Source organism: Pseudomonas sp. W2Jun17 (assembly GCF_023127795.1).
GTDB classification, from domain to species: Bacteria; Pseudomonadota; Gammaproteobacteria; order Pseudomonadales; family Pseudomonadaceae; genus Aquipseudomonas; species Aquipseudomonas synxantha_A.
The window spans coordinates 182,254-206,946 of record NZ_SPKO01000034.1 but is presented as its reverse complement, the minus strand read 5'-3'; the positions used below and the strand labels follow the sequence as shown (position 1 = coordinate 206,946).

The window sequence follows — 24,693 nt, the reverse complement described above, 5'->3', positions numbered from 1 at the left end:
CCCCCCGCCGGCAGCGCCCCCCAGGCGCGAGCCGCGACCGCCAGCGTCACAGCCCCGGCGACCCGATGCTGGTCGGCAATCACATGGTCACCAATCGACGGGTCATGCCGTTGCAGGCGGTACTCCAGCAGATCGGTCGGCGCGGTCGGCAACCAGAAGCGGTCACGGGCGAACGGGTAACTCGGCAGGCCCAGGTGGTGGCGCGTCTGGTCACTGAACAGCACGCTGAACTTCACCGGCACCGCGCAGCAATAATGCTCGGCCAGCGTTTGCAGGTGGGCCAGGTAGGCCGACGGCTCGTGTGCCAGCGTCGGCAGTGCCTTGATCAGGCGTGCGGCATCAAGTTGGCGCACCGCTGCGCCCTCCTCGTCCATCTCAGGTGCCTGGACCTCGGCCTGCGAGGCAGCCAGTAGTTGAGCAGTCAGCGTGTCGCGATCACTGACCACCCAGGCCTGCCGGCAGGCCAGGTGTTCGCGGCCGGTGAGCAATGCCTGGCTGAGTTGCGCCAGGCTGGCAGATGCGCCGGCACCCTGCAGCCAGTCATGCAACGCGCTGCATTGGCGGCGCAAGCTGGCCGGTGTCTTGGCCGATAATGCGATGAGCCAGCCGGGACGGGCCGCCACGTCGACCTCGGCACACGCGGGAGGTTGTTCCAAGATAAGGTGACCGTTGGTCCCCCCGAATCCGAAGGAACTGACCCCTGCCCTGCGTACCCCTGACGCTGGTTCCCAAGGCTGCAGGCGGGTCACCGGGTAGAAGGGACTGCCTTGCAGATCGATCCGCGAACTGAGTGCAGAAAAATGGCAAAGGGGAGCCAGTTGCCCGGCCTTGAACGAGAGCAAGACCTTGATCACCCCCGCGACGCCCGCCGCCGCCTCCAAATGGCCGATATTGGATTTGGCCGAGCCCACCCCACAGGTCTGCGGTTCGCTTGCCTGCGGGCAAAATGCCTGGCGCAGGCCTTGGATCTCGATAGGGTCACCCTTGGGGGTGCCGGTGCCATGGGCTTCGATATAACTGACACTCGACGCCGGAATGTGCGCATCCCCAAGCGCCTGCTCTATCACCTGCGCCTGTGCCGCAGAGCTGGGGTAGGTCAGCGTATGGGTCTTGCCACAGTGATTGACCGCGCTGCCCTTGATCACGCCGTGGATCGGATCACCGTCCGCCAGCGCCTTGGCCAGGGGCTTGAGCAGCAGCAAACCGGCGCCCTCGCTGCGCACATATCCGTCCGCCGCTTCATCAAAACTCTTGCAGGCCCCCGTGGGGGACAACATGCCGGTTTTCGCAAACGCGATATGCCGGGTTGGTGTCAGCAGCAGGTTGACCCCGCCAGCCAGGGCCAGCTCGGTTTCACCCAGGCGCAGTGACTGCACGGCATGATGGATGGCACTCAGCGAACCGGAACAGGCGGTGTCCACCAGCACGCTGGGGCCGTGAAGGTCGTAGAAGTGCGAAATACGGTTGGCAATCACGGCCGCTGCGTTGCCCGTGGAGTGATGGGCATCGATGGGCAACCCGGCGCTTTCCAGCAGTTGCTTGTAGTCATAATTGAACGCGGCAACGAACACCCCGGTGCGCGAGCCGGCCAGCGCGGACGGCACCACGCCTGCGTCTTCAAGGCAGGCCCAGCTCAGCTCCAGCATGATGCGTTGCTGGGGGTCCATGATCCGCGCACTGGCAGGCGCGATGCCGAAGAAGCGTGCGTCGAACGCATCGACCGCATCGATGCACCCGGCGTGACGTGCGTGACTTCTATCGTCTTCACTCGTGGGGTCGCCCCAGAATGCTCGCCAATCCCAACGGCTCGCCGGAATCTCCGTGACGCTGTCCCGCGCGTTCGCCAGGTTCTCCCAAAACTGCTGGTAGTCGCCCGCGCCCGGTACCCGGCAGGCCATCCCGATGATCGCGATATCACCGGGGTGACGATGCTTGCCGGCCTCCGCGGCATCGCCGACGCCTCCCTCAGTGTGCGTGTGCCCGGCCAGACGACGAATCAAGGATGACAGTCGATTCTTCATGTCCGCACACTCCCGGCGATGCGTAAGGGGGCGCCCTCGTAGGCGGGCCGCCCCTCCGTCTGCGCCGGCGCTGCGGGCGTCAGCATGGCGCGCAAGCGGGTGTTCAAATAAGCGGCGGCGGCGTTCATCAGCCGCTCGGCCACGAGGTCGACGTGCCGGTTGCGCCAGTCCTCCAGGTCGGTACCCTTGACCCATTGGTTAAACGCGCCCATCGAGGGCCCGCAATGCACCTGGTAATCAACGCGCTGCGCCTCGCTGCCAGTCATGGCCAAGCGTGTGCTGTGAATGAAATACCAGCGGAACACCAGCGCCATTTTGTGCTTGGGGTTGCTAAGAGCCTTGTCGATTTCCTGCGGCGCAACCTTGCTGTAGTAGGCACGCGTTTCTTCGAAGACTTCATCAAAGCTACGCTTGAAGAAACTGTCCTGAATCTGCCGGGCGGTCTTTTCATCCAGCTCGGCCAATGAGTCGTAACGACGCCACAGGTCGTAGAGTTTGTTGGCCCGTGCCGGGAAAAACACCCCGCGCTTGAGTACCTGTACCCTGGCACCCAGTTCGAACATGTCACCGGCAGGCGCGTAATCGGTGTCCTGCACGTTGATGTCCTGCAGCAGAGTCTTCACCACATCGCTGGTACCGGCCTCGGGCGTGCATTGGTTGATCGAACCGGTCACCACAAAGTCGGCCCCCAGCATGAAGGCCGCCGCCACAGACTCGGGTGAGCCGATGCCGCCTGCGGCCCCCACCCGTACCCGTTCGGTATACCCGGCAGCCTGGCATAGGCTGTCACGCAAACGGATGATCGTCGGCAGCAAGACCACGGTGACGCCCATGTCGGTATGCCCACCGGAATCGGCCTCTACGACCAGATCGTCCGCCATCGGCACCGACTGCGCCCACTGCGCCTGCTCGGGCGTCACCAGCCCTTGCGCAAGCAGCTTTTCCACCACCCGCGCAGGTGCCGGATCAAGAAACTGCTGGGCCACCTCCGGCCGCGAGACTTTGGCGACGATCCGGTGGCGCGCCTCGATCCGGTCACCCACCTTGATCAGGCCGCGCAACCGGTACAGCGCCAGCGCCGGGGTGATTTGCATGAAGGCCGCGGCTTCTATCACCGTAACGCCTTTACGCATGAACAACTCGACCAGCTCGATTTCCTTGTGGGGGTTGGACAGGTTGCAGACCAGGTTCATGCCGAAAGCGCGCGGTTGGGTGCGTTGAGCGATTTCGACAATGGCCTGTTCGACCGCTGCGGTACTCAAGCCGCCCGCGCCGAAGAACGCCAGATACCCTGAGTTGACAAGCTTGACCACCAGTTCCACCGACGCGATGCCCTTGTACATGCCACCGGCCATATAGGCATACCGCAGGTTGTAGGCCTGGCGGAATGCGGCGCTCCCCAACCCCTCGGCTGTCAGCGCCAGGCCCGGCACGCCGTCGTCATGCCGCGCAGCCAAAGGCAGCGGTGCAACCACGGCAGATGCCACGACTGGCTGGGCTGGCGAACGGTTTTTTTCGATTTTCGCTTGCAGATTGGTCAATACATTGCCGGGGCCGATCTCCTTGAACTGGGTGATGCCGGCCTGCAGTAAATACTCGATGCTTTCGACCCACTGCACCGATGACGTCATTTGCCGCGCCAACTGGCTGGCGATAGCTTCCTGCTCATAAGGGCGTGCGTCGACATTGGCGATCACCGGCAGCGTCAGGGGCTTGAAGGTCACACGGGCCAGCTCAGCCGCAAACGCTTCTTGGGCGCCACGCATGTAGCGGGAGTGGAAAGGCGCGCTGACATTCAACGCGACACAAATACCCGAGGCGTCTTCAATCTGCGTACGCACGCTTTCCAGTGCGTCGAGCGGTCCGGCCAATACGGTCTGTTGCGGGGCATTGAAGTTGGCGAAATCCAGCTGTGTACTCCCAGCCTGGCGCAACACCTGTTTGATCGTCGCAAGATCCAGATTCAGCACAGCCGACATGCCGCCCCCGGTGGCCTCGGACATGAGTTCGCCGCGCCGCTTGACCAGGCGCAATCCGGTTTCGAAGTCATAGGCGCCGGCGGCAAACAAAGCGCAGAACTCGCCGAGGCTGTGCCCGAGCACATAGTCGGGGGGCGCGGCATCGCCAGCCTGAGCCAGGTACGACAGTACATTGACCACATACAGGGCAGGTTGGGTGAAGCGGGTCTGGCCAAGTTCGTTGCGCGGATCGTTTTCGCACAGCTCACGGATCGAGTAGCCCAGCACGCGATCGGCACAGGCCGTCAGTTCGGCAAAGCGTTCGAACAAGCCCTCACCCATTCCGCGAAACTGCGAGCCTTGCCCGGGAAACATGTACACCGTTTTGCTTTGTTTCATAGCCATGATCTCCGCGCTGACAACGCGCTGTGCCGAAGAAGTGATGCGCCGCTCGAAGGAGCGTGCCGAGGTATCGAAGGGACTCAGAATGAGGCTGTCGGTGGATGCCGAGTGGGCACTGCGACAGCGTTTGGCGAAATTGGCCATCGATCCGGACGGGCCGGCGTCGAGGTATTCATGGGGGCCCAGGCCTTCAAGGTATTCAATGGCGGGGGCCAACTGCAGTGTCGAGCGCACCACATGCCACAGGTGCTCGGGGGCGAACTGGCTGACGGGGCCGCCAAGGGTTGACGAGACATAGCCCATCCGCGGTGTGCGCAGTTGCAATGCCTGGCTGGTTTGAATGAATGCGTCGCGCAATGGATCCATGTGCGAAGAATGAAATGGGCGGTTCACATCAAGCCTCTGAAACACCACGTTGCGCCGCGCCAACTGCATTTGCGCCGCAGCCAATGCAGAGACTGTCCCGCTGATGACCAGATGTTGCGGATAGTTGATCGCCGCCAGCTCAACCTCGATGCCGTCGGCCTGCAATTGCTCGAACACGGCGATATCGGCCAGTACGGCGGTCATCCCTCCCGCCGGGCAATGCTCATGGAATAATCGAGCCTGACGAACCACAAAGCCCAACGCCTGCTCGGCGTCAAGCGCACCACTTACAGCCGCCGCAGCCACTTCTCCCAGGCTGGAGCCGAGTACATGGTCGGGGTATACACCGTGCTCGATCAGCGACTGCGCCAACGCATACTCGACCATGAAGATGGCCGGGTGCGTCACCAGAATGTCGTCCAGCGCCGCTGCCTGGGGCTGGTCGCCATACAACCCATCCAGCACCGAATACCCGCCGGTTTGTCGCACGACCTCATCCAGCGCGCGCATGTGCCGGCCAAACCCGGCGTGCCGCTCATACAGCGCCCGCCCCATGTGACGGTATTGCGACCCCTGTCCTGAAAACATAAAAACAATGGACACGCTGGTTTCTCCTATGAACTGCTCAAACCCGGGCACGGCCGCGCCCTTGAGGCGGAGCCTTGCCGCTCCACCTTCAGAATTCGCCTGCGCGTCGCCCTTGGGACTTACCACCCGGTGTATCAAGGTGCAGGCGTAGCGCACGCGCCAAGGTATGGACGTTGCCCGGGTTGAGCATCGACATATGGCCACCGTCCACCGTGGCCACATGGGGGCTCGCGGTCAGGTAGGCGCAATAGCGCGCCAGGGTGTGGGGAAGACTGCTTGCGCCGAGAATGCTTTGCGCCGCGATGATCACGCAGGTGTCGCCGGTGAAGGTGTGGGTGGGGCGATAGTCGACACTCATGGCGATCTGCGCCGCCAGCCATGCACCCGGACCCTGTGCGGGGCCCTGGTTGAGGCTGGCATCACGCATCAGCTCGCGTACCTGCTTGAGGGACACCACGGCGCCTTTGTCCTGGGCGTCCAGCAGGCGTGCGCAGAGCGGTGTATCACCCAGGAAGTAGCGCAACTGCGCGCTGGTCAACACCTCACCTTGAAGCTCTTGAGGCACATAGAAAAAGCTGTCGAGCATGAACAACTGCACCTGGCGTCCGCGTGCCTGGAGTTCAACCGCCACCTCGAAAGCCACGCTGGCCCCAAAAGAGTGTCCGAGCAAACGGACGACACCAGCGGGGCAGCGACGGGTGACGGTATGAACATGCGCAGCGACCATGCGCTGCATCGACAGATCTGGCGGTGCCTGCGTATCCAGCGGTGGGTACTCCAGCACCTGCAACTGCGCGACATCGCCAAGGGCCGCGGCCAATGCATGAAAAGACTGCGCGCCCGCACCCGCGGCGGGGAAACAGAAGAGCCCTTGCTCGCCAGCGTGATTGAGCAGCGTCACGACCGGGGCGGGCTCACGCAACGGCGACGCAGGCATGCGGCTGAGCGCGGACGCTGGCGAGTCCGCGCCCGCCAGCGAACGCCAATCCACGTCCAGGCCCTGGGACCACAGCTGCAATAACGGCAAGGTGCCGCCTTGATCCAGCCAGCCCTGCACTTGATCGGCCAGGCCTGGCAATGCCATGACGCGATTGAGCACACTGGCATCGACCTCGGCGTTACCCACTTGAGCGTAAGCGCTGTGCTCATCGGTTTGCAGATAGGCGCGCAACTGCTCGGCCAATGCCTCCAGGCTGACCACACTGAGCCCCAACCGTACGGGCATCAAGCCACTGCCGGCCTGGGTCACCCTGGCGAGGGTGTGCAGGTCCACGTCATGGTCGGCCTGGCCGTCGATCAGGTGCAACAAGTTGTCCGCCACCTGCCGTAACTGCGCCGCACTGCCGGCCGATAACAGCACCACGACCGGGCTTTGCCGGTTGGCCCGTTGCTCAGGCTCCGCCAGGGTAACCACGCGTTGAGGAGCCGGGCGCTCCTGCACCTGCGGCACCCGCAGCGAAGCCGGCTCTGCGCCATGGCGCTGCGCCTGTACCTGAGCCACCAAACCGGCCACGGTCGCATCTTCCAGAACACTCCCGGGGTCGAGTTCGACGCCGTAGGTACTGCTGATCTGTGCCAACAGTTGAGTCAGCAGTACCGAGTCGAAACCGAAGTCATGCAGATCGGTGTGCGGGTCGATATCGCCCGCGACGGTTTTCAACAATTGACACACCAATGCCACCAACTCATCGAGCAGCGCTGTATCAGCAATTACCCCACCGCCAGCGCTGGGCTGGCGCTCGATATCGGCACACGCCATCACCACCTGGATGTCGGCAATCGCGGTGGTCAATTCAACCACGTTGCCAAAAGCCTGGAACGTATCGGCGGCCAATTGGATATCGAAGCGTTCGTTGAGCAGCCCGGTCATTTGGACACTGCTCACCGAGTCCATCCCGTAGTCACTCCAGGGATCATCATCGCCGATGTCCTCCAAACGCACTTTGAGGGCCTCGGCGACCACTTCCCGCACGCCCTGGGCAACCTGCGCCCGTGTCAAGCCCGGTGCCGGCGGCTGCGATTCGGCCGTCCGCGCCCCTTGCAGGTGCGCCGCCAGTGCTTGCAGCGTCGGATGCTCAAACAGCGCCGCGGTACCCAGTTCGAGTGTGTAGGTGCGATTGATGGCGGTTGCCAGCTCGGTCAGCATCACCGAGTCAAAGCCCATGTCCGAAAATGCCGTGGTGTCGTCGATCTCTTGCGCGTCGACTTTGAGGATCTGCCCGACCAGCCCACGCAAAGTATCGCTTGGGTCCACCTGACTGCGCGGTGCCACGGCAGCAGCAACCCCCACGCCAAGCCCGGCTACCAGTGCCTCGAAGGTGGCGCCCTGCCCTGGCAGTACCAACCAGCGTGCGCCGCCTTGGTGGATGATATGGCGCAGCACCTGTAGCCCCTGCGTCGTCGCCAAAGGCCGCAGGCCGGTTGCCTTGGTCATCGCGCCCATGTGCTCAGGGCTCAACTGCATGCCTCCGTCCTCCCACAGCGGCCAGTCGATCGCGATGGTATGGCCCTGTCGAGTGCCGTCAGCCACCTGTCGATTACGATATTCAGCGAATTGATCCATGAACGCGTTGGCGCAGGCATAGTCGCTTTGACCCGCATTCCCCAAGGCACCCGCGATGGAGGCAAAGGCCAGAAAGAACTCCAGGGGCTGGTCTTGCGTCGCGCAGTCCAGGTTCCACAGGCCGTCAACCTTGGGCAGCAACACCTGGCGCAGGTGCTCGGCCGATTTGTTCCTGAGCAACCCATCCTGACGACAGCCGGCGATGTGCAGCACCCCCGTGAGCGATCCCACGCGAGCTGATACTTCCTGCACAAGTGCGCGTAAAGCTGTCGCGTCCGCGAGGTCGGCCGTGCGATGCAACACCTGCGCGCCCAAGCTCTCGAGTTGTTCGATATGGGCCGCCATGTCGTCATCCGGCACTCCACGCCCCACCAGTACCAGGCTCACGCCCTCTGCTGCGCGGGCGATATCCAGCGCGATGCTGCGTGCCAGGGCGCCAGAAGCTCCCGTGAGCAGGTAAACCCCCGTAGGTTTCCACGGCGCGGCACCCGGCTCGGCCGGCAGTTGTTCGTCAGGCCGGCGCTGCCAGCTGGCGCTGAACAGTTGACCATCACGACGGTGCAGGGCGAGTTCCGCATCTGCGGTGCAGGCGCTCTGCAGCAGTGGCGGCAACGCATCGCCCGGCTGCAGGTGGAGCAGTTGCACCCGCAATGAAGTTTGCTCGCGGGCAAATGATCGCAGCAGCCCGAACAACCCGGCGAACAGGCCTGAGCTATCGTCGTCGGCGACGACCAGTTGCGCCAGGCAACCTTGCCCGTCGTGCGGTAATTGGCGCAGGTGCTCGCTCAATGCTTGCGCGGCCCGGCAGTAGCGCTCAGGCAATGTCAGCCCCTGATCATCGCCGGATTCGAGCAGTACGCATTGGGCTTGGGGAAAGTGCTCGGCAACCTGGGCGGCGTAAGCTTCGCTGCCCGGGCACAGGTAAATCCGGTGAGCGTGTGAAAGGCCGGCCCAAGCAGGTTCGACAAATGCCTCAAGGCCGGGTGTCATCAAGGCCAGGCTGGGCGGCGCAGGCGCTCGTGCCATGACCCGTGAGCGCAGGCCATGCAGATGCACACAGGGCTCGCCTTGAGCGTCGAACACCTCCACATCGAAGGCAAAGCTGCCACGACCGCCACCCGATGTGTGTGCAGTAAGCCTCACCCAGGCGGGTGTGCGCCTGGAACGGCCCAGGGTCAATTGCTCCAGGGAGAAAGGCACCTGGGGCCCTTGCGATGACTCACTGCCTGTGGTGAAACCCATGGCTGCCTGCAGTGCACTGTCGAGCAGACAAGGATGCAAGCGGAACTCATCACCCGGCTTGAGGAAGTCTGGCAAGCGCACATGCCCCAGCACTTGCTCGGCGCCGCCACGCAAGGCATGCAGGCCCTGATGGCCAGGGCCATATTCGATACCCACGGCGGCAAAATGGCGATAGAACTCGGTGGTCGACGCCGCGCCTTGTGCCAGCGCCGCGAGTGCGTTCACGTCCAGGTGGGCCAGGGGGGCGGGCTCTGCAGGCACCGACGCCTGGCCGCGGCAATAGACCTGGCGCACCGGTTCGCCCCCCGGCTCACGGGTAAGCCAGGCAAAGAACTCGAACTCCCAACCGCTGCCCTTACGAGCCTGTTCCACAGCCAGGGTAAGGGTGACTGGATCGTTAAAGCACTCGAAGGGGCGCACCCACAGGATGCTGTTCAGGGCCAGGTCGGCTTGCCCAGAAACCCGCGAAAGCGCCGCCAGCGCCATTTCGAGGTAGACCACGCCCGGCAGCACCTTGCGCCCGTTGACACGGTGGTGGTCGAGAAAAAATTCGTCGCCGCAAAACTGCGCTTCAAATTGCTGGCTGTCACCTGCCGTGATCTGTCGTGACAGCAGCGGATGCGGGCCGTCGCCGGGTGCAGCGAAGCGCCCGAGCACTGCAGTCTGCGGCGCAGGTGGCACCCAGCAGCGTTCCCGAACGAACGGGTACAGCGGCAGGCTGATTCGGGCCGGCTGGAACCCTTGATACAACTGCGCCCACTCGACCTGACCGCCGCTGACCCAGTGACGCATCACCGCCTGGTTATCGTCCATGGCCGGCGATTGCACTGGCACCGCCGTTTCGCCCGCACGCAGGCGTACCGGCTTGAGCGCCTGGCCAATGAGCACGTCGGGATGCTGGGCCCCGTCTGCCAACGCAACCAAGCGTTCCTTGAGCACCCGCACTGATTGGGCCGTGAACGCGGCCCGCGCGTCCAGGGCTTCGCGGCCCACCTGCAAGGTGTAGGCAAGATCATGCAAACCCGCCAGGTCGCAGGCCAGTGGCGTTTGCTCCAGGCGCCCCAGCAACAGCGCCGCTACCGCCTGCAGGCGCTCATGCGTGCGTGCCGACAGCACGATGAGGACGTCGCTCGGCAACGTCGGTACGTGGGTGTGGGCCTGGGGGGAATACTCCTCGACCACCAGGTGCGCGTTCGAACCGCCGGCACCAAATGACGAAATACCTGCACGGCGCGGTTGCACAGCATCGGCGGCGCCCTTGGGTAGCCAGGGCTCCAGGGTTTGTTGGACGTGAAACGGGCTGCCGGCAAAATCAATATTGCGATTGAGCTGCGTGGAGTGCAGCGACGGCACCAACTGGCGGTGCTTGAGCTGCAACAAGACCTTGGTCAGGCCGGCTATCCCCGCGGCGCTTTCACAATGGCCGATATTCGATTTGATCGAGCCGATGGCGCAGGTTTGCGGTTCAAAGCCGTCAGCTTCGAACACGGTGCGCAAACCTTCGATTTCGATCAGGTCGCCTAGGGCCGTGCCGGTGCCATGCGCTTCTATGTAGCTCAGGTCGCTGGACGCCAGGCCGGCCTGGTGCAACGCCGAACGCACGGCCACGGCCTGGGCCGACGATTTGGGCACGGTAAACCCGGTCGCCCGTCCGCCATGGTTGATTGAACTGCCCTTTATCACTGCATGGATACGGTCGCCGTCGGCGATGGCCTGGGGCAACGGTTTGAGCAACACGGCGCCCACGCCTTCGGCCGGCACATAGCCGTCGCCCCCTTGGCCAAAGGTCTTGCAGCAACCCACACTGGACGCGAAACGGCCCTGGGCATGCAGCAGGTACTTGTTGGGATGGATCGACACATTAACGCCTCCGGCAATGGCGTACTCCGACTCGCCACTGCGCAGGCTCTGACACGCCAGGTGAATAGTGGTCAGCGAGGATGAGCACATGCTGTCGAGCGTGAGGCTGGGGCCGCGAAAATCACAGAAGAATGACACGCGGTTGGCGATGGAGGCAGGCAGTGCGGCGACCAGCGTCTGTGCGGTGCTGAAGGCGGTGTATTCGGTGTACTGAACGCCAACATAGACGCCAACCCGGCCTTTGGCGCTCAAGCTCTGGCGTGTGTAGCCGGCGTCCTCGAGCACGTGGTAGGCGCACTGCAGAAACAGGCGCTCCTGCGGGTCCATGATCTCGGCTTCACGCGGTGAAATGTTGAAAAAGCGCGGATCGAATTCATCGACTCCACGCAGGAAGCCGCCCCACTTGCTGTAGGTCTTGCCGGAGACACCCTTGGATGGGTCATAGATCGCGTCGTGGTCCCAACGTTGCGAAGGGACCGTGGTAATGCAATCGCGACCCAGCTTGAGGTTTTCCCAAAGCTCCTCGATATTTTCGGCCTGGGGATAGCGGCCCGCCAGCCCGATAATCGCAATGTCGAAAGCATGCGGGTGGGTATCCGACCCGGACGCATTGCCGGCATTCTCATTGCTGTCGAAGTCTTTGACCATGTTCAGTATCGACCCTTGGAGAATTCTTGAGGAATGGCCGCCAGGCGACCCCACATCATTCTCAACTTACAAGAATTCGATCCTGACCAAACCTATGAGCGGTTATAGGTTTGCCCACACAGCCAAGGTAGCCCGCCGGTTTCAGGCATCACTCACCCGTTGCAACAATGTCTGGCAGCGCAGCCCATCGGCATTGGCAGTCAACATCACCAGGCCGCCATGCACCTGCTGCGCACGCGCCTGGTAATCGCACAGGTTGATCAGCGAATCAGCGGAAAAACAATGCCCCACCCGCGTCACGTTATCCACATACAACTGTGTACCGCTCACCCCCTGCCGGCCTTCCTTGATCTTGAGCACTGGCAGGAACACGTTGCTGCACACCACCTGTTCCAGGTCCGCCGTATTAATCTGCTGGCGGTGCATAAACTGCTCATGCACCTCACGGAACAGCCGGGTGTCATCCTCCTTGGGGTCGTGTGCCAGCCCGGCATTTGACCTGGCCAGGCTGCCGAGCATCTCGAAGCCGCGGCGGCGCCCTGAAGTCACCAGGCAACTGGCAGCACCGTCACTGAACAACGCGTAATGCTGGAACCGGAAAGCTTCGTCTTCGATACGATTGGCCGAGACCACCAGCACATTGTCCAGCCCGGCCAATACCTGGGCGCGGGCGACCTCAAGGCCTGCCAACAGCATGGTGCAATCGCCCCATGTCACGCCCAGCGGGAAGGCGCGAGCCAGTTGCAGCTCGCGCAGCAGCGGCAGATAGTCCACCACCTGGCCCGACTCGAAATTGCTGCTGCACACCACCAGCGCATCAATGTCACAGCCCCGTAAGCCGCTGCTGGCCAATGTGCCAGCGACTGACTCAACCAGCAGTTCGCCGACCGAGCGTGTCGTACGCCAGTAGGTGCCCCAGCCAAACACACTGGCGAAATCGGGCATGCTGTGTTGCTTGCACACCGCCTCGAAAGAAGCCGCGTCGCGATAATCATGGGCCTGTTCACCCAAGACATAGGCGGTGGAGGCCAAATAGGCAGTTCTCATCGTTACTTACCTGCGACATTGAAAGTCATGGTTGCTACCGCTGCGCCAACACGTCTTCGACCACTGCGCAAGCGCTGTCAGCCGCCAAGGCGCCACTCTGCACCTGGTTCAGGATCGTATCGAGCAAGTCATCGGAGCTGTGTACAACCTGCACCCGGCGATCGACCTCATCCGCCAGGGACTTGAGCGTGGGCCAGGTGTAGATCGCGTCGGCCGCTAGTTGAATGGAAAAGTGCCGGCTGACCCCGCGCATCCATTGTGTGCCTGTGACCGAGTCCATTCCCAGGTCCAGGAACTGCGCGCCACTGCGCAACTGCCCAGGGTCGAGAAACAACAGTTCACCCAGGCTTTGCTTGAGGTAGTCCTGGATCGACTCGCGTTGCGCACTTGCCTGCGCGCCAGGCTGCGGTGCCGATGCCACTGGCTCGCGCTGGACCGGCGCAGCCGTTGCTTGAGTTGGCTGAAGCTGGGTGCCCACCCATTGCGTAAAGGCCTTGAATACCGGATAGGTATAAATGCCGTCGGCGGGAATCTTCAACTGGTAGTGCTTGTTGATTTCACGGATCCATTGCGCGGCGATCACCGAGTCCAGGCCCAACTCCAGGAAGCGGCTGCCGTCGCGTATTTGGCCTGGCTCGCAATACAGCATGGCCGCCAGGCTCTGGCGCAGGAACTGTGCACATTCGTCGTCGGCCACTGGGACAACCGGCGCCGCCTTGGCCGCTAAAGGCGCGGGTTGGCTGAGTATCCGCGGCGCGGGCGGCACGATGGGTGCGCTATCAGCCACAGGCAAAGTATCCAGTGCACGCAGGCGAATCTTGCCGCCCTGCGCCACGGACGCCACAGACTCAACCGAGACCGCCACCTCACTCGGCGCCCAATAACGTTGCCGGGCAAACGGGTACGTCGGCAGGCCAAGGCGCGCTGGACGGTGCGAGTGATACAGCGGTGACCAGTCAACCGCTTCGCCTTGCACCCAGCGACGCAGGATGCCCCCCAAGTCAGCCTGGTCGAACATCTGCCGAATGGCGGCGCAGGCTTGCTCACTGGGACGCGTCGCCAGGCTGTGCGCCTCGGGAAGGCAGCCGGACCACCAGGACGGCCCCTCTAGCGCGCCATCGATAAAGGCGCGCAGCTCACGCACCAGTTCGTCGCCCGAAGTGACCAACAGCGCCACCCGCCACTCCCAGGCCTCGCGCCCCACTTGCAGCGTGTAGGCCAGGGCTTGCAGGTCCGGCTCGCGATTGGCCGCAGCGTCCAACCACCAGTCCACGAGCCGCTGCGCCACCTCCAGCAAGGCTTCGCGAGAGCGTGCAGAGAGAACGATGGGTAACGGCGCAGTCACTGTCATCGCCGCGTGAGCAGCTTGGGCCAGCGGCGCCTCGCTGACGATCAGGTGAGCATTGGCCCCGCCGGCGCCAAAGGAGGAAATGGCAGCCATGCGCAGGCCCGGGACGCCATCGGAGCCGAGCGGGCGCTCCCAGGGTGCCAGCGTACGCTGCACACGAAAGGGGGTTTCGCTGAAGTCGATATTGGGATTGAGCGTTTCAGCGTGCAGTGAGCTCACCAGCAGTCCGTGCTTCATTTGCAGCAATACCTTGGTCAGCCCGGCGATGCCCGCAGCGCTTTCGCAATGGCCGATATTGGACTTGACCGACCCCAAGGCGCAGAACTGCCGGTCCGGCGTGTAAGCCCGCCACGCACGGGACAGGCCGGCCACCTCGATCGGGTCGCCCAACACCGTACCCGTGCCGTGAGCTTCTACATAACCGATCTGCCGCGGCTGCACGTTCGCCTGGCGCAAGGCACGGCTGATCACCGCGGCCTGGGCTGCCGGATTAGGCACTGCATAACCGTTGGTTCGCCCGCCATGGTTGATGGCACTCCCGCGAATCACTCCATAAATACGGTCGCCATCGGCCTGGGCCTGATGCAGCGGTTTAAGCAGTACAGCCCCCACACCCTCACTGGGCACGTAACCGCTGCCACTGGCACCGAAGCTTTCACAGCGGCCACGTCGGGAGGCAAATTTGCCTGCCCCCAGCATGAGGAACTTGGCGGGGTGAATCGATACATTCACGCCTCCGGCCAGCGCTACTTGGCATTCGCCACTGTGCAGGCTCTGGCAGGCCAGGTGAATAGTCGTCAGTGAGGACGCACACATCGCATCGATGGCCATGCTTGGCCCATGGAAACCGTTGACGAACGAAACGCGATTGGCAATCGACGATGGGCTCATGGACAGCACCAGCGGCCGCCCCTCGGCAGTCTGTTGCGCCCCATACAGTTGGTACTCTTCGTACGTTACGCCGACGAATACACCGACCATGCCCTCGGCATCTTCGTGACGGGCGCTGGCTGCCAGGCCCTGGCGGGTATAACCGGCGTCTTCAATGGCCTCGTGAGCGGTCTGCAGGAACAAGCGCTCCTGGGGCTCCATGGCCATCGCTTCACGCGGCGAGATACCGAAAAACGCCGGATCAAATTCAGCCACTCCATCAATGAACCCGCCCCAGCGCGCGTAGGTCTTGCCCGGCGCGTCTTCATCAGCGCTGTAATAACGGGAGTGGTCCCAGCGCTCGGTGGGAATCTCACTGATACAGTCGCGCCCTTGGCTGAGTACCTGCCAAAACTCTTCCAGGGTGCGGGCCTGGGGATAGCGCCCGGCAAGGCCGATGATGGCGACGTCAAAGCGTTGCGACGTCTCCTTGGCGGATGCAGGCGATTGCGCGGCGTCGGCAGGCACGGGGTCGTGGCTGGCAATACCGGCCACCCGCGCCTCATCGGGGCCTGACGCCAGCGTGCCCGCTACGTCGGCGACCAGCGCCACCAACGTCGATGCATGCTCGCGACACAGGTATGCGGCCAAGGCGCGCAGCGTCGAATACTCAAAGAACAAGGTTTTGGGCAGCGCGCCGAATTGCGCCTCCAGCGCGGCGGTGATCGTCATGACCATCATCGAGTCCAGCCCGTAGCGCTCCAGCGGCTCATCACTGTCCAGACGATCCTCCGGCCATTGCACCACAGGGGATAGCACCCGTTTGAGCACTTGCAACGCATGCTCGAGCAGCACTTGCGCTGAGGCGGTGCCGGCCACGGCACGCGGCGCAGTGCCGGCGTGTAGCTGGGCAGGCAGGTGGGCCACCAGATCGTCGAGGCAACGCACTTGCCGATAAACCAATGGCGACACCTCAAGCCCGCATTCGCGATCAAGTGCCTGGATCAATTGATTAAAGCGCGCCTGATCCAACCCATAGCTGTCAAAGTCGTGGTCACCCTCAAGCTCGCTGGTCGCGATGCCGAGCACTTGCCCCGCCAACCTTTTCACCACGTCAAGCATGCGTGTATCAGCGGGCAGCGTCGCCTCGTTCGACAGCGGATGCAGACGCCGGCGCAGGCGCTGTTCATCCCCTTCTATCACCACGATTCGGCACGCATCACTGTCCATCACTTGATGAAACGCCGCAACGCCGTGTTCGCGACTCAACGGGATCATGCCCGACTCACGCTCCAGCAACGCACTGGCCTGTGCATCCAATTGCATGCCGCCGTCGCGCCACAGCCCCCAGGCAATCGAAACGGTTCGGCCTCGACGCTCGCCCATCTGGACCTGCTGGGTGCGCTGTTCGGCGAACCCATCCATGAAGCCGTTGGCCGCCGCGTAGAACGCCTGGCCCGGGTGCCCGACGGCTGCCGCGGCGGATGAAAACAGCACGAAACAGTCCAGGTCGCAGTGACGCGTCGCCTGATCGATCGACCAGGTACCGCCCACCTTGGCCGCCAGCACCCCATCGCCGTGTTGGTGTTTGAAATTACGCAAGAACTCATCGTGCAGCGTTCCTGCACAATGCAGCACACCATTGAGCGCACCGTACTGGGCTTGCACATCAGCCACGAGCCGTTCGGTAGCCGCCTCGTCACTGATATCGACTTGCTCATAGCTGACCTGGCCGCCCATGCGCCGCAGGGCATCCAGCCGATCCTGGCCGGCCTGGCCCAAGGGGGAGCGCCCCACCAGTACCACGGTTGCGCCTTCGACACGGCTGAGAATATCGGCGGCGAAACACTGCGCCAACCCGCCCATTCCCCCTGTCAGCAGATAGACACCCGCGTTCTTCCACCTACAGCGGTGCGTATCATCCAGTACTGTCGCCTGCGTCCACTGACGGGCATGGCCACCTTGAGCGTCGAACCGCAACCAAGGATGAACCTCCAGGGCCGCAGCCTGCTCCACGGCGTGCCGAACCTGCGTAAAAGTGAAGCTCTGGTCGATTTCAACCAACTGCGTTCGCAGCTTGCTGCTTTCAAGTTGCGCCGACCTCAGCAGCCCATGAATGCCACTCAGCCACGCAGACCGATTGACGGGTATTACCACTTGTACCGAGATAACTTCGTGCGCCGCATCGACAATGATCTGGCGCAAATGCTCAGCAATTTGCCCGACACAGTGCACGTAGCGTTCTGTCGGCAAGCCCTTTGGCGTCAGCACCTGCCACCCTGGATGATCCGACCGTTCTCCAGGCCACTCACACAGGATGACGTGGCACCGCCGAGGCGCCGCCGCCGCAGGTGAGGCCTGCACCGGCTGCCAGCGCGGGCGCACCAATAATGTCGCGGCGGTGGTAGGTGGTACGGGCGCCCTGCCAGGCTGCGCCGGGGGCCGGGCCACGCTGCCAAGAGGCACCAGTTGCGGTGCCCTGGGGATGGGTTCACGGTCGAACGAATAGCCCGGCAAACTGATACGACGGGCAGTACCCGGCGCCACCAGGCGCGCCCAGTCGATCACCTCCCCCGCTCTCCATAACTGGGCTAATTGCGCCCATTTGCTCTCGGCATACCACTGATCAAGCAACGTCAGCGCTGACTCATCTTGACCGAACAAACTCAGGCGGTCGGCGTCCTTGAGCGTCGTGGACTGCACGCCCGGGTGGGCCTCACCGGCACAATAGCGACGCAATGCATCCATGAGGTCGGCTGTCGACGTGGCGATGCAACTCAATCGCGCATTCATGGCCTGGCGGCCCACCTGCAGCGTGTAGGCAATGTCACGCAAGGGCAGCGACGGATTGCGTTCCAGAAACACTAACAAGGTGTCCACTTGTCGTACAAGTGCAGCCTCATGGCGTGCCGAAAGGACAATCAGGTAGTCGGCCCGCACATCTTCGGCGGGTTCGGTACGCACAGGGGCCTGGCGCAGGATCACGTGGGCATTGGCACCGCCGGCACCGAAGGATGACAGGCATGCAATGCGCTCTTGCGCGCCCTCGCCGTCGACGTCCCACGGTTCCAGCGCCTGAGGCACGCGAAAAGGCGAGAGGCTGGCGTCGATATCCGGGTTCATCTGCTGCGAATGCAGCGACGGCGCGATTTGCCCGTGGCGCATCTGCAGGAGGACCTTGCTCAGGCCGGCAATACCAGCCGCAGCTTCAAGATGGCCGATGTTGCTCTTGACCGACCCCAGGCGACAGAAGCCGGTGCGCTCGGTGTCCTGGCGAAACGCCTCGACCAGGCCGCGAAATTCGATGGGATCGCCCAGCGCCGTACCGGTGCCGTGGGCCTCCACATAGGTAACCTGGTCAGCACTGACGCCGGCCCGGTCCAATGCCAGGCGAATCATGGCGCGCTGGGCTTCGGGGTTGGGCACCGTGTAGCCATTGGCTTTGCCGCCATGGTTGACCGCACTGGCGGCGATGACGCCGTGAACCATATCACCGTCCGCCAGCGCGCGTTCCAGCGGCTTTAGCAACAGCGCCCCCACTCCTTCGCCGGGAACAAACCCATTGGCCCCCGCACCGAACGCTCGCGACTTGCCATCGGCGGATAACACGCCCAGTCGTGCGAACTCGGCAAAGGTGGAAGGGTGGGTGTAGGCATTGACGCCACCGACAACCGCCACGGTGCACTCGCCTGCCTGCAAGTGCAGGCAGGCCTCATGCACCGCGGTCAGCGAAGAAGAACAGGCGGTATCCACGGGCAGGCTAGGCCCGGTAAACCCGAAGCGATAAGACACGCGGTTGGCGATCGAAAAAAACGAATCTTTATAGTTATCGTGCCCGGCCTTGGACACTCCCACGAATACGCCGACCTTCTCCTGCTCCAGAGACGCAGGCGTATACCCGGCATCTTCCAGGGCATGCCATGCGCACTGGATGAATTGACGTTCCTTGGGGTGCATGTAGGTAGCTTCGGCCAGGGAAAAGTTAAAGAACATTGGGTCGAAGTCATCCAGGCCTTCGATGAAACCACCCCATTTACCGTAGCTTTTACCCTCTTGGATCGCACGCTGGCGGTCCGCGTTAAAATGCTCGTCAAGGCTCCAGCGTTGCTCGGGCACGGTTTCGATGCAGTCCCCTGCGTTTGCCAGGCAATCCCAGAACGCCGACAAATCCGCTGACTTGGGATATACCCCGGCCATGCCGATTATCGCGATCTGCCCACGCGCGCCCGGACTGGGCAGGTGGTAAGGGGCGGCAATGCGCTGCGCAGGCGCGCAAGCCAGCCAGGCCACCAGTCGCGCCGGCGTAGCGTGCTCGAACAGTACCGCTGGCTCGACCACGATGTCCTGGTCGCGCATATGCCGGCAGAGTTGACGCACCATCATCGAATCAAAACCCAACTCACTGAACTGCGCGTCCAGATCCAGTGATGCCGCAGGCTGTTCCAGCGCTTGGGCCAATGCTTCACGTACCGCTTGCTCGGCGGCGTCCGGGCTCCAGGCTCGGCGCCCTGTACGCGATGTACCAGGAGCCGGATACGCCGCCATGGGTGCAGGCGCGTCATACCAGAACGACTGGGTATCAAAGGGGGTCGTCGGCAGGGGCACCCGTGGTGCGCGGGTGGCCTTCGCCATCGGGCGCTCACCCGCCAGCCAGAGCTCGGCCCAAGGGTCAAGCGCCGCGTCCGTAGGCGCTGCGACGTCCTTGGCGAAGACAACTGCGCCCGTAAGATCGCCCGTGTGTAACTGGGCTAGCACATCGAGCAAGCCTGGGCGCTCCATGGCCACGATGACCACGGCGGCGGCAAATTTCTCGCGCCCGAATTTGAGCGTGTCGCTGACACTTTCCAGGCACAGCGTCGGCTCATCGATCAAGGCCTGGTGCATTTGTGCCGCGAGCAGCGCCAGCAGCGCCGGGGTCGGCGCGCTAAGGGGGAACAGCAATGGGGCCTGACTCGGCACCACACGACCGGGCGCTTGGTGCACGTATTCTTCGACTAGAATGTGTGCGTTGTTTCCGCCTGCGCCATAGGAATGCAAACCCGCCAGGCGCGGGGTAGCCTGGCGTGGCCAATCAACGGTATGGGTAGCGAGCCTGCAAGGCTGTCCGGCGGTATGCAGGTGGAGATTGGGCTGCTCAAAGTCGAGGATTTTATGAATCTTTTCGGTCTGAAAGCTGCGGATGATCTTGAATAGCGCGCCAATGGCTGAAGCGGCATGCATATGTCCGCTCATCGGCTTGAGCGTGCTGATAGCGCACTGGCCTTCCTGCAACTGCACGCCTTGCTCCCGTCCCAAGGCCAGCAAGCCATGATTAAGGGCATCCCACTCAGCGATATCTGCCACGGGGTTGCCCATGCCCTGGGCTTCGATGTAGCTGACGTGGCGTGGATCGATCCCCGCCCGTCGGTAGCAATCCTGTACCAGGCTTGAATGTGCGGACACACTGGGCGCAGCGATTGACGCCGCGTCGCCGCCGTTGTAATTGACCGCCGTATTGCGGATCAGCCCATAAATATGATCGCCGTCGGCCTCAGCCTTCGACAACGGCTTGAGCAACAGGCTGCACACGCCTTCGCCGCGCAGGTAGCCGTCAGCGCCGGCGCCGAAGGATCTCACGGTCGGTTCGGGGCTCATTTGCCCGCTTTGCGACAACGTCACGAACACGTCCGGGCGCAGCAGCAAGTTGCAGGCACCGACGATCGCAGCATTGATCTGGCCACTGCGCAGCGCGGTGACCGCGTGATGAAGCGCGACGGCACCGCCGGCACACATCGCATCGATTCGTTCGCTTGGCCCACGCAGGTCATAGAAATGTGACACCCGGTTGGCGAGCATACTGGCCGCCTGGTCCAGCCCTTCGCCGGGATCAATCTGGGCCTGGAGTAGGTTGAGGTGGTATTCGTTACGCTCGGCGGCGATAAATACACCGGTGGCCGAGCCTTTCCAGTCAGTGTGGCGATAACCGGCGTCTTCAAACGTCTGGCGCACCGACATCAGCAACAAGCGTTGTTGCGGATCCATATTGCGCGCCTCCGCCGGCAACATGCCAAAAAAGACCGGATCGAATTGATCGATGGCGGGTATAAACCCGCCCCAACGGGTGCGCATTTTCCCTTCTTCAATATTCGATCCGGCGTACCAGGACGTGAAGTCAAAGCGCGTCGCCGGGATCTCCTCGATCAACGAACGATCATCATCCAGCGCCTGCCAGAACTGACGTACGCTAGCCGACTGCGCGACGTTGGCGGACAACCCGATGATCGCCACCGGTTCAGGAAAGGACGGGGCAGGCTGGGCCTTGAGCGAGGCATTGATGGCGGCGGCGAGGCGAGCTTTCTTGCGTTCGATATTCACTGTGCTGACCGCTCCTGGAACGAGGCTACGAGTTGTTCAAGGTAGGGCAAGGACTGATGCACCACGGCGTAGTCCACGCCGAAATCCATCAGGCAGGCAATCTCATCGACGCCGGTCTCAAGCACTTGGCCGACTCGATACCGAACCTCATCGACCGTACCGAACAACGCGCCGGTTTCGTAATACCGCTCAAATGCGTATTGCAGGACGTTTTCCTGCTCTGTGGCATCCAGGGGACGACCGTCAGGCGTCGCCCGTGCTTTCATGTGGGCTACCAGTGAGCTGCGGATATAGTCTTTGAACGGTGCTTCGACGGCTCGGCGAACCCAGGCGCTATCGGGCCCGACCAGGGTATGCAGCATAAGGGTGACGCGCCCGGAAGCCGGGTCGAATCCCGCATCGCGGCGCGCTTGGCGATAAAGCCCAATTTTTTCGGCCAGGTCCGGCAGGTCAATGCCGTACAACATCGTGAAGACGTTGAAACCCGCCTTGCCAGCGGCAATGAACGACTCTGTATTCTGCGCTACCAGGATCCAGACATTCAGGCTGGTCTGTAGGGGTCGGGGAAAGGTGACGACCGACACTGGATCGCCACCAGGCCCCGGGAATGAAAGGCGCTCACCCGCCCATAAGCGACGTACCTGCTCAATGCGTTGCCACATCACCTCGCGCCGGTCCTCGTAGGCGTGCGGCGCCAAGAGAAAATCAGGCCGGCTCCAACCTGAGCCGAACCCAAGGTCTACCCTTCCGCCAGAGAGTACATCGTTCATCGACCAACTTTCGACCACGCGCGCCGGGTGATGCAGGGGCAAACTGATGCCTGCGGTGCGAAAACGAATGTGTCGGGTTTGGGGGATGAGTGACGCCGCCATTACTGCGGAATCGGGGTAAATCGCGCCAAACTCGTGGAAATGACGCTCAGGAAAATACACGGCCTCAAAACCCTGCGCATCGCCAAACAACGTCAACGACCGAGCGAACTCATATTTCTCGCTGGCGCTGATGTCTTCGCGCACATCGGAAAAAAACAACAGGCTGAAGGCAGGCTGACGCGGCGCACGCGCAGCGTTCGTCACACCCAGGCCGAGTAATTGTTCAACTGACATGTCTTGAGGCCTCTTGTAGATACATCGGGTTCACGCCACCACAGACGGTCGGCTGAAACACTGTTCCAGTTCGAAGAACTGCGGCTTCATAAACGCCAGGGGGCCACGTAACTTGTCCAGCTCCTCTCGGGGCCCATGCACTTCATAGCGAACAATTGAAGCCAGGTGAAACGCCTCGGAATTCAGCTCAGCGATATTGACGAAGTGGTTCAAAAGCCCTTGGGCATCGCTGTAGACCTCCCGGCAATGGCCTTGGGTGCCATTGAAGCTGAAACCGTAGTACAGGCATCCGGGCTCTTTAGAGGTCTTTTCGATAAACACGGCGCAATACGCCTTGAACGCTTCAAGGTGACGTTCGGGGATTTCGAAATAAGGCATGGCCATGCAGGTGCGATTCATCTTCGGCCGTTCCGTTAGAACCAATGTCCACGAGACCTTACCGCAGCAAGACGAACTGGCACTCCTATCAGCACTTAGGATTGACAAGGTTCTTCAATAGGGATAAAGGCTGCGCACGAACCCTGGAGGCGTGACGATTGACAGCGCAGGATTGGCGACCCAAATAAGACGATGAGGACGCTAGGATGGGCGAGCGAACGCTATGGTTGGAGAGGAACGGCGAGAAAAAATCCGGGCACAAAAAAAGCGGCCAATGGCCGCTTTGTTCGTAGTTTCCAGGTGTTCAGTGGGCCTGGAAGCAAAATATGGCGCAGCGGACGGGACTCGAACCCGCGACCCCCGGCGTGACAGGCCGGTATTCTAACCGACTGAACTACCGCTGCGCGTAACACTTGAAGCGAATGGTGGGTGATGACGGGATCGAACCGCCGACCCTCTGCTTGTAAGGCAGATGCTCTCCCAGCTGAGCTAATCACCCTTCGTTTCGGTGTGGGCGCATCATACACCAAAAAATCGTAATGTCTTGATTTAAATGCAATTTATTTAAAAAAAGTTCCGCGTACGATTTTTTGCCATATTCCGGACAAAGAAAAGCCCGCGATTAAGCGGGCTTTCTGTGGTGACCTGGCGTTCAGCGTTCCAGGTGACCGAATATGGCGCAGCGGACGGGACTCGAACCCGCGACCCCCGGCGTGACAGGCCGGTATTCTAACCGACTGAACTACCGCTGCGCGTAACACTTGAAGCGAATGGTGGGTGATGACGGGATCGAACCGCCGACCCTCTGCTTGTAAGGCAGATGCTCTCCCAGCTGAGCTAATCACCCTTCGTTTCGGTGTGGCGCGCATTCTACGTAGCGACCCCATGTCTGGCAAGCACTTTCTTAAATCTTTTTTTTCAGCCCTTCCAATGGCTTAGGCAGGGTTGGCCTACGGCGTGATCAAGAGAATAATGCCCCCCTTTGTATAGAGGAGAGACTCACCCCATGTGGTTCAAGAACCTGCTTATCTATCGCCTGACCCAAGATCTGCCTGTTGATGCCGAGGCGTTGGAAGCGGCCATGGCCACCAAGCTGGCGCGCCCGTGTGCAAGCCAGGAGTTGACCACTTACGGTTTCGTTGCACCCTTCGGTAAAGGTGAAGACGCTCCCCTGGTTCACGTCAGCGGAGATTTTTTGCTGATCGCCGCGCGCAAGGAAGAACGCATCCTGCCAGGTAGCGTGGTGCGTGACGCACTGAAAGAGAAAGTCGAAGAGATCGAAGCCGAGCAAATGCGCAAGGTCTATAAGAAGGAGCGCGACCAGATCAAGGATGAAATCATCCAGGCCTTCCTGCCGCGTGCCTTTATTCGTCGCTCGTCGACCTTTGCTGCGATCGCGCCGAAACAGGGCCTGATCCTGGTCAACTCGGCCAGTCCCAAGCGTGCTGAAGATCTGCTGTCGACCTTGCGTGAAGTGATCGGCACCCTGCCCGTCCGTCCGCTGACGGTAAAAACCGCACCGACCGCAATCATGACCGACTGGGTCACTACCCAGAAACCGGCCGATGACTTCTTCGTCCTCGACGAATGCGAACTGCGCGACACCCATGAAGACGGCGGCATCGTGCGCTGCAAGCGCCAGGACCTGACCGGCGAAGAGATCCAACTGCACCTTACCACCGGCAAGGTCGTGACCCAACTGTCCTTGGCGTGGCAGGACAAGCTGTCCTTCATGCTCGATGACAAGATGACCGTCAAACGCCTGAAATTCGAAGACCTGCTGCAAGACCAGGCGGAACAGGACGGCGGCGACGAAGCCCTGGGCCAACTGGATGCCAGCTTTACCTTGATGATGCTGACCTTCGGTGAGTTCCTGCCGGCGTTGGTGGAAGCGCTGGGCGGGGAAGAAACCCCACAGGGCATCTAAACAACACCGATCCAA

At 62.1% G+C, this 24,693-nt stretch carries 8 protein-coding genes and 4 tRNA genes; 1 reads left to right on the top strand and 11 read right to left on the bottom strand.

The features are described 5' to 3' along the window. The 11 genes from E4O98_RS22770 to E4O98_RS22720 all read right to left on the bottom strand — a co-directional run. Nucleotides 1-2,021 (bottom strand): polyketide synthase (locus E4O98_RS22770; RefSeq protein ID WP_248136304.1); only part of this gene is annotated, 2,021 nt, incomplete at its 3' end. Continuing rightward, nucleotides 2,018-5,350 carry an ACP S-malonyltransferase gene (gene fabD, locus E4O98_RS22765; RefSeq protein ID WP_223018434.1) on the bottom strand — a complete coding sequence of 1,111 codons (3,333 nt, stop codon included), beginning with the start codon at nucleotides 5,348-5,350 and terminating at the stop codon, nucleotides 2,018-2,020. The genes fabD and E4O98_RS22770, both read right to left, overlap by 4 nt. Before the next feature lie 73 nt (nucleotides 5,351-5,423). Beyond that, on the bottom strand, nucleotides 5,424-11,648 hold the full coding sequence (locus tag E4O98_RS22760; protein ID WP_248136302.1) for an SDR family NAD(P)-dependent oxidoreductase: 6,225 nt from the start codon (nucleotides 11,646-11,648) through the stop codon (nucleotides 5,424-5,426). Between the two features lie 141 nt (nucleotides 11,649-11,789). Then, entirely contained in the window at nucleotides 11,790-12,695 is a 906-nt protein-coding gene (locus E4O98_RS22755) for a hypothetical protein (protein ID WP_032877029.1), read from the bottom strand. Nucleotides 12,696-12,729: 34 nt separating this feature from the next. Further along, on the bottom strand, nucleotides 12,730-21,267 hold the full coding sequence (locus E4O98_RS22750) for an SDR family NAD(P)-dependent oxidoreductase (RefSeq protein ID WP_248136299.1): 8,538 nt from the start codon (nucleotides 21,265-21,267) through the stop codon (nucleotides 12,730-12,732). Further along, nucleotides 21,264-22,373 carry a MupA/Atu3671 family FMN-dependent luciferase-like monooxygenase gene (locus E4O98_RS22745; protein ID WP_032877031.1) on the bottom strand — a complete coding sequence of 370 codons (1,110 nt, stop codon included), beginning with the start codon at nucleotides 22,371-22,373 and terminating at the stop codon, nucleotides 21,264-21,266. Before E4O98_RS22745 ends, E4O98_RS22750 begins: the two co-directional genes overlap by 4 nt. A 30-nt stretch (nucleotides 22,374-22,403) precedes the next feature. Next, nucleotides 22,404-22,772 (bottom strand): hypothetical protein, encoded by a 369-nt coding sequence (locus tag E4O98_RS22740; RefSeq protein WP_248136297.1) that lies wholly within the window; start codon nucleotides 22,770-22,772, stop codon nucleotides 22,404-22,406. Between the two features lie 306 nt (nucleotides 22,773-23,078). Beyond that, a tRNA-Asp gene (locus E4O98_RS22735) sits at nucleotides 23,079-23,155 on the bottom strand. A gap of 19 nt (nucleotides 23,156-23,174) precedes the next feature. Next, nucleotides 23,175-23,250, bottom strand: a tRNA-Val gene (locus E4O98_RS22730). Between the two features lie 176 nt (nucleotides 23,251-23,426). Further along, nucleotides 23,427-23,503 (bottom strand) — tRNA-Asp (locus E4O98_RS22725). A gap of 19 nt (nucleotides 23,504-23,522) precedes the next feature. Beyond that, nucleotides 23,523-23,598 (bottom strand) — tRNA-Val (locus tag E4O98_RS22720). Between the two features lie 159 nt (nucleotides 23,599-23,757). On the opposite strand from E4O98_RS22720, the gene rdgC reads away from it, so the two are divergent. Further along, entirely contained in the window at nucleotides 23,758-24,678 is a 921-nt protein-coding gene (gene rdgC, locus E4O98_RS22715) for a recombination-associated protein RdgC (protein ID WP_003172886.1), read from the top strand. Nucleotides 24,679-24,693: the final 15 nt, after the last annotated feature.

What these genes read in the sequence shown, in the direction of transcription:
- E4O98_RS22760 (WP_248136302.1), bottom strand. Translation starts at nt 11,648, where the DNA reads ATGGTCAAAGACTTCGACAGCAATGAGAATGCCGGCAATGCGTCCGGG.
- E4O98_RS22755 (WP_032877029.1), bottom strand. Translation starts at nt 12,695, where the DNA reads ATGAGAACTGCCTATTTGGCCTCCACCGCCTATGTCTTGGGTGAACAG.
- E4O98_RS22745 (WP_032877031.1), bottom strand. Translation starts at nt 22,373, where the DNA reads ATGTCAGTTGAACAATTACTCGGCCTGGGTGTGACGAACGCTGCGCGT.
- E4O98_RS22740 (WP_248136297.1), bottom strand. Translation starts at nt 22,772, where the DNA reads ATGAATCGCACCTGCATGGCCATGCCTTATTTCGAAATCCCCGAACGT.
- rdgC (WP_003172886.1), top strand. Translation starts at nt 23,758, where the DNA reads ATGTGGTTCAAGAACCTGCTTATCTATCGCCTGACCCAAGATCTGCCT.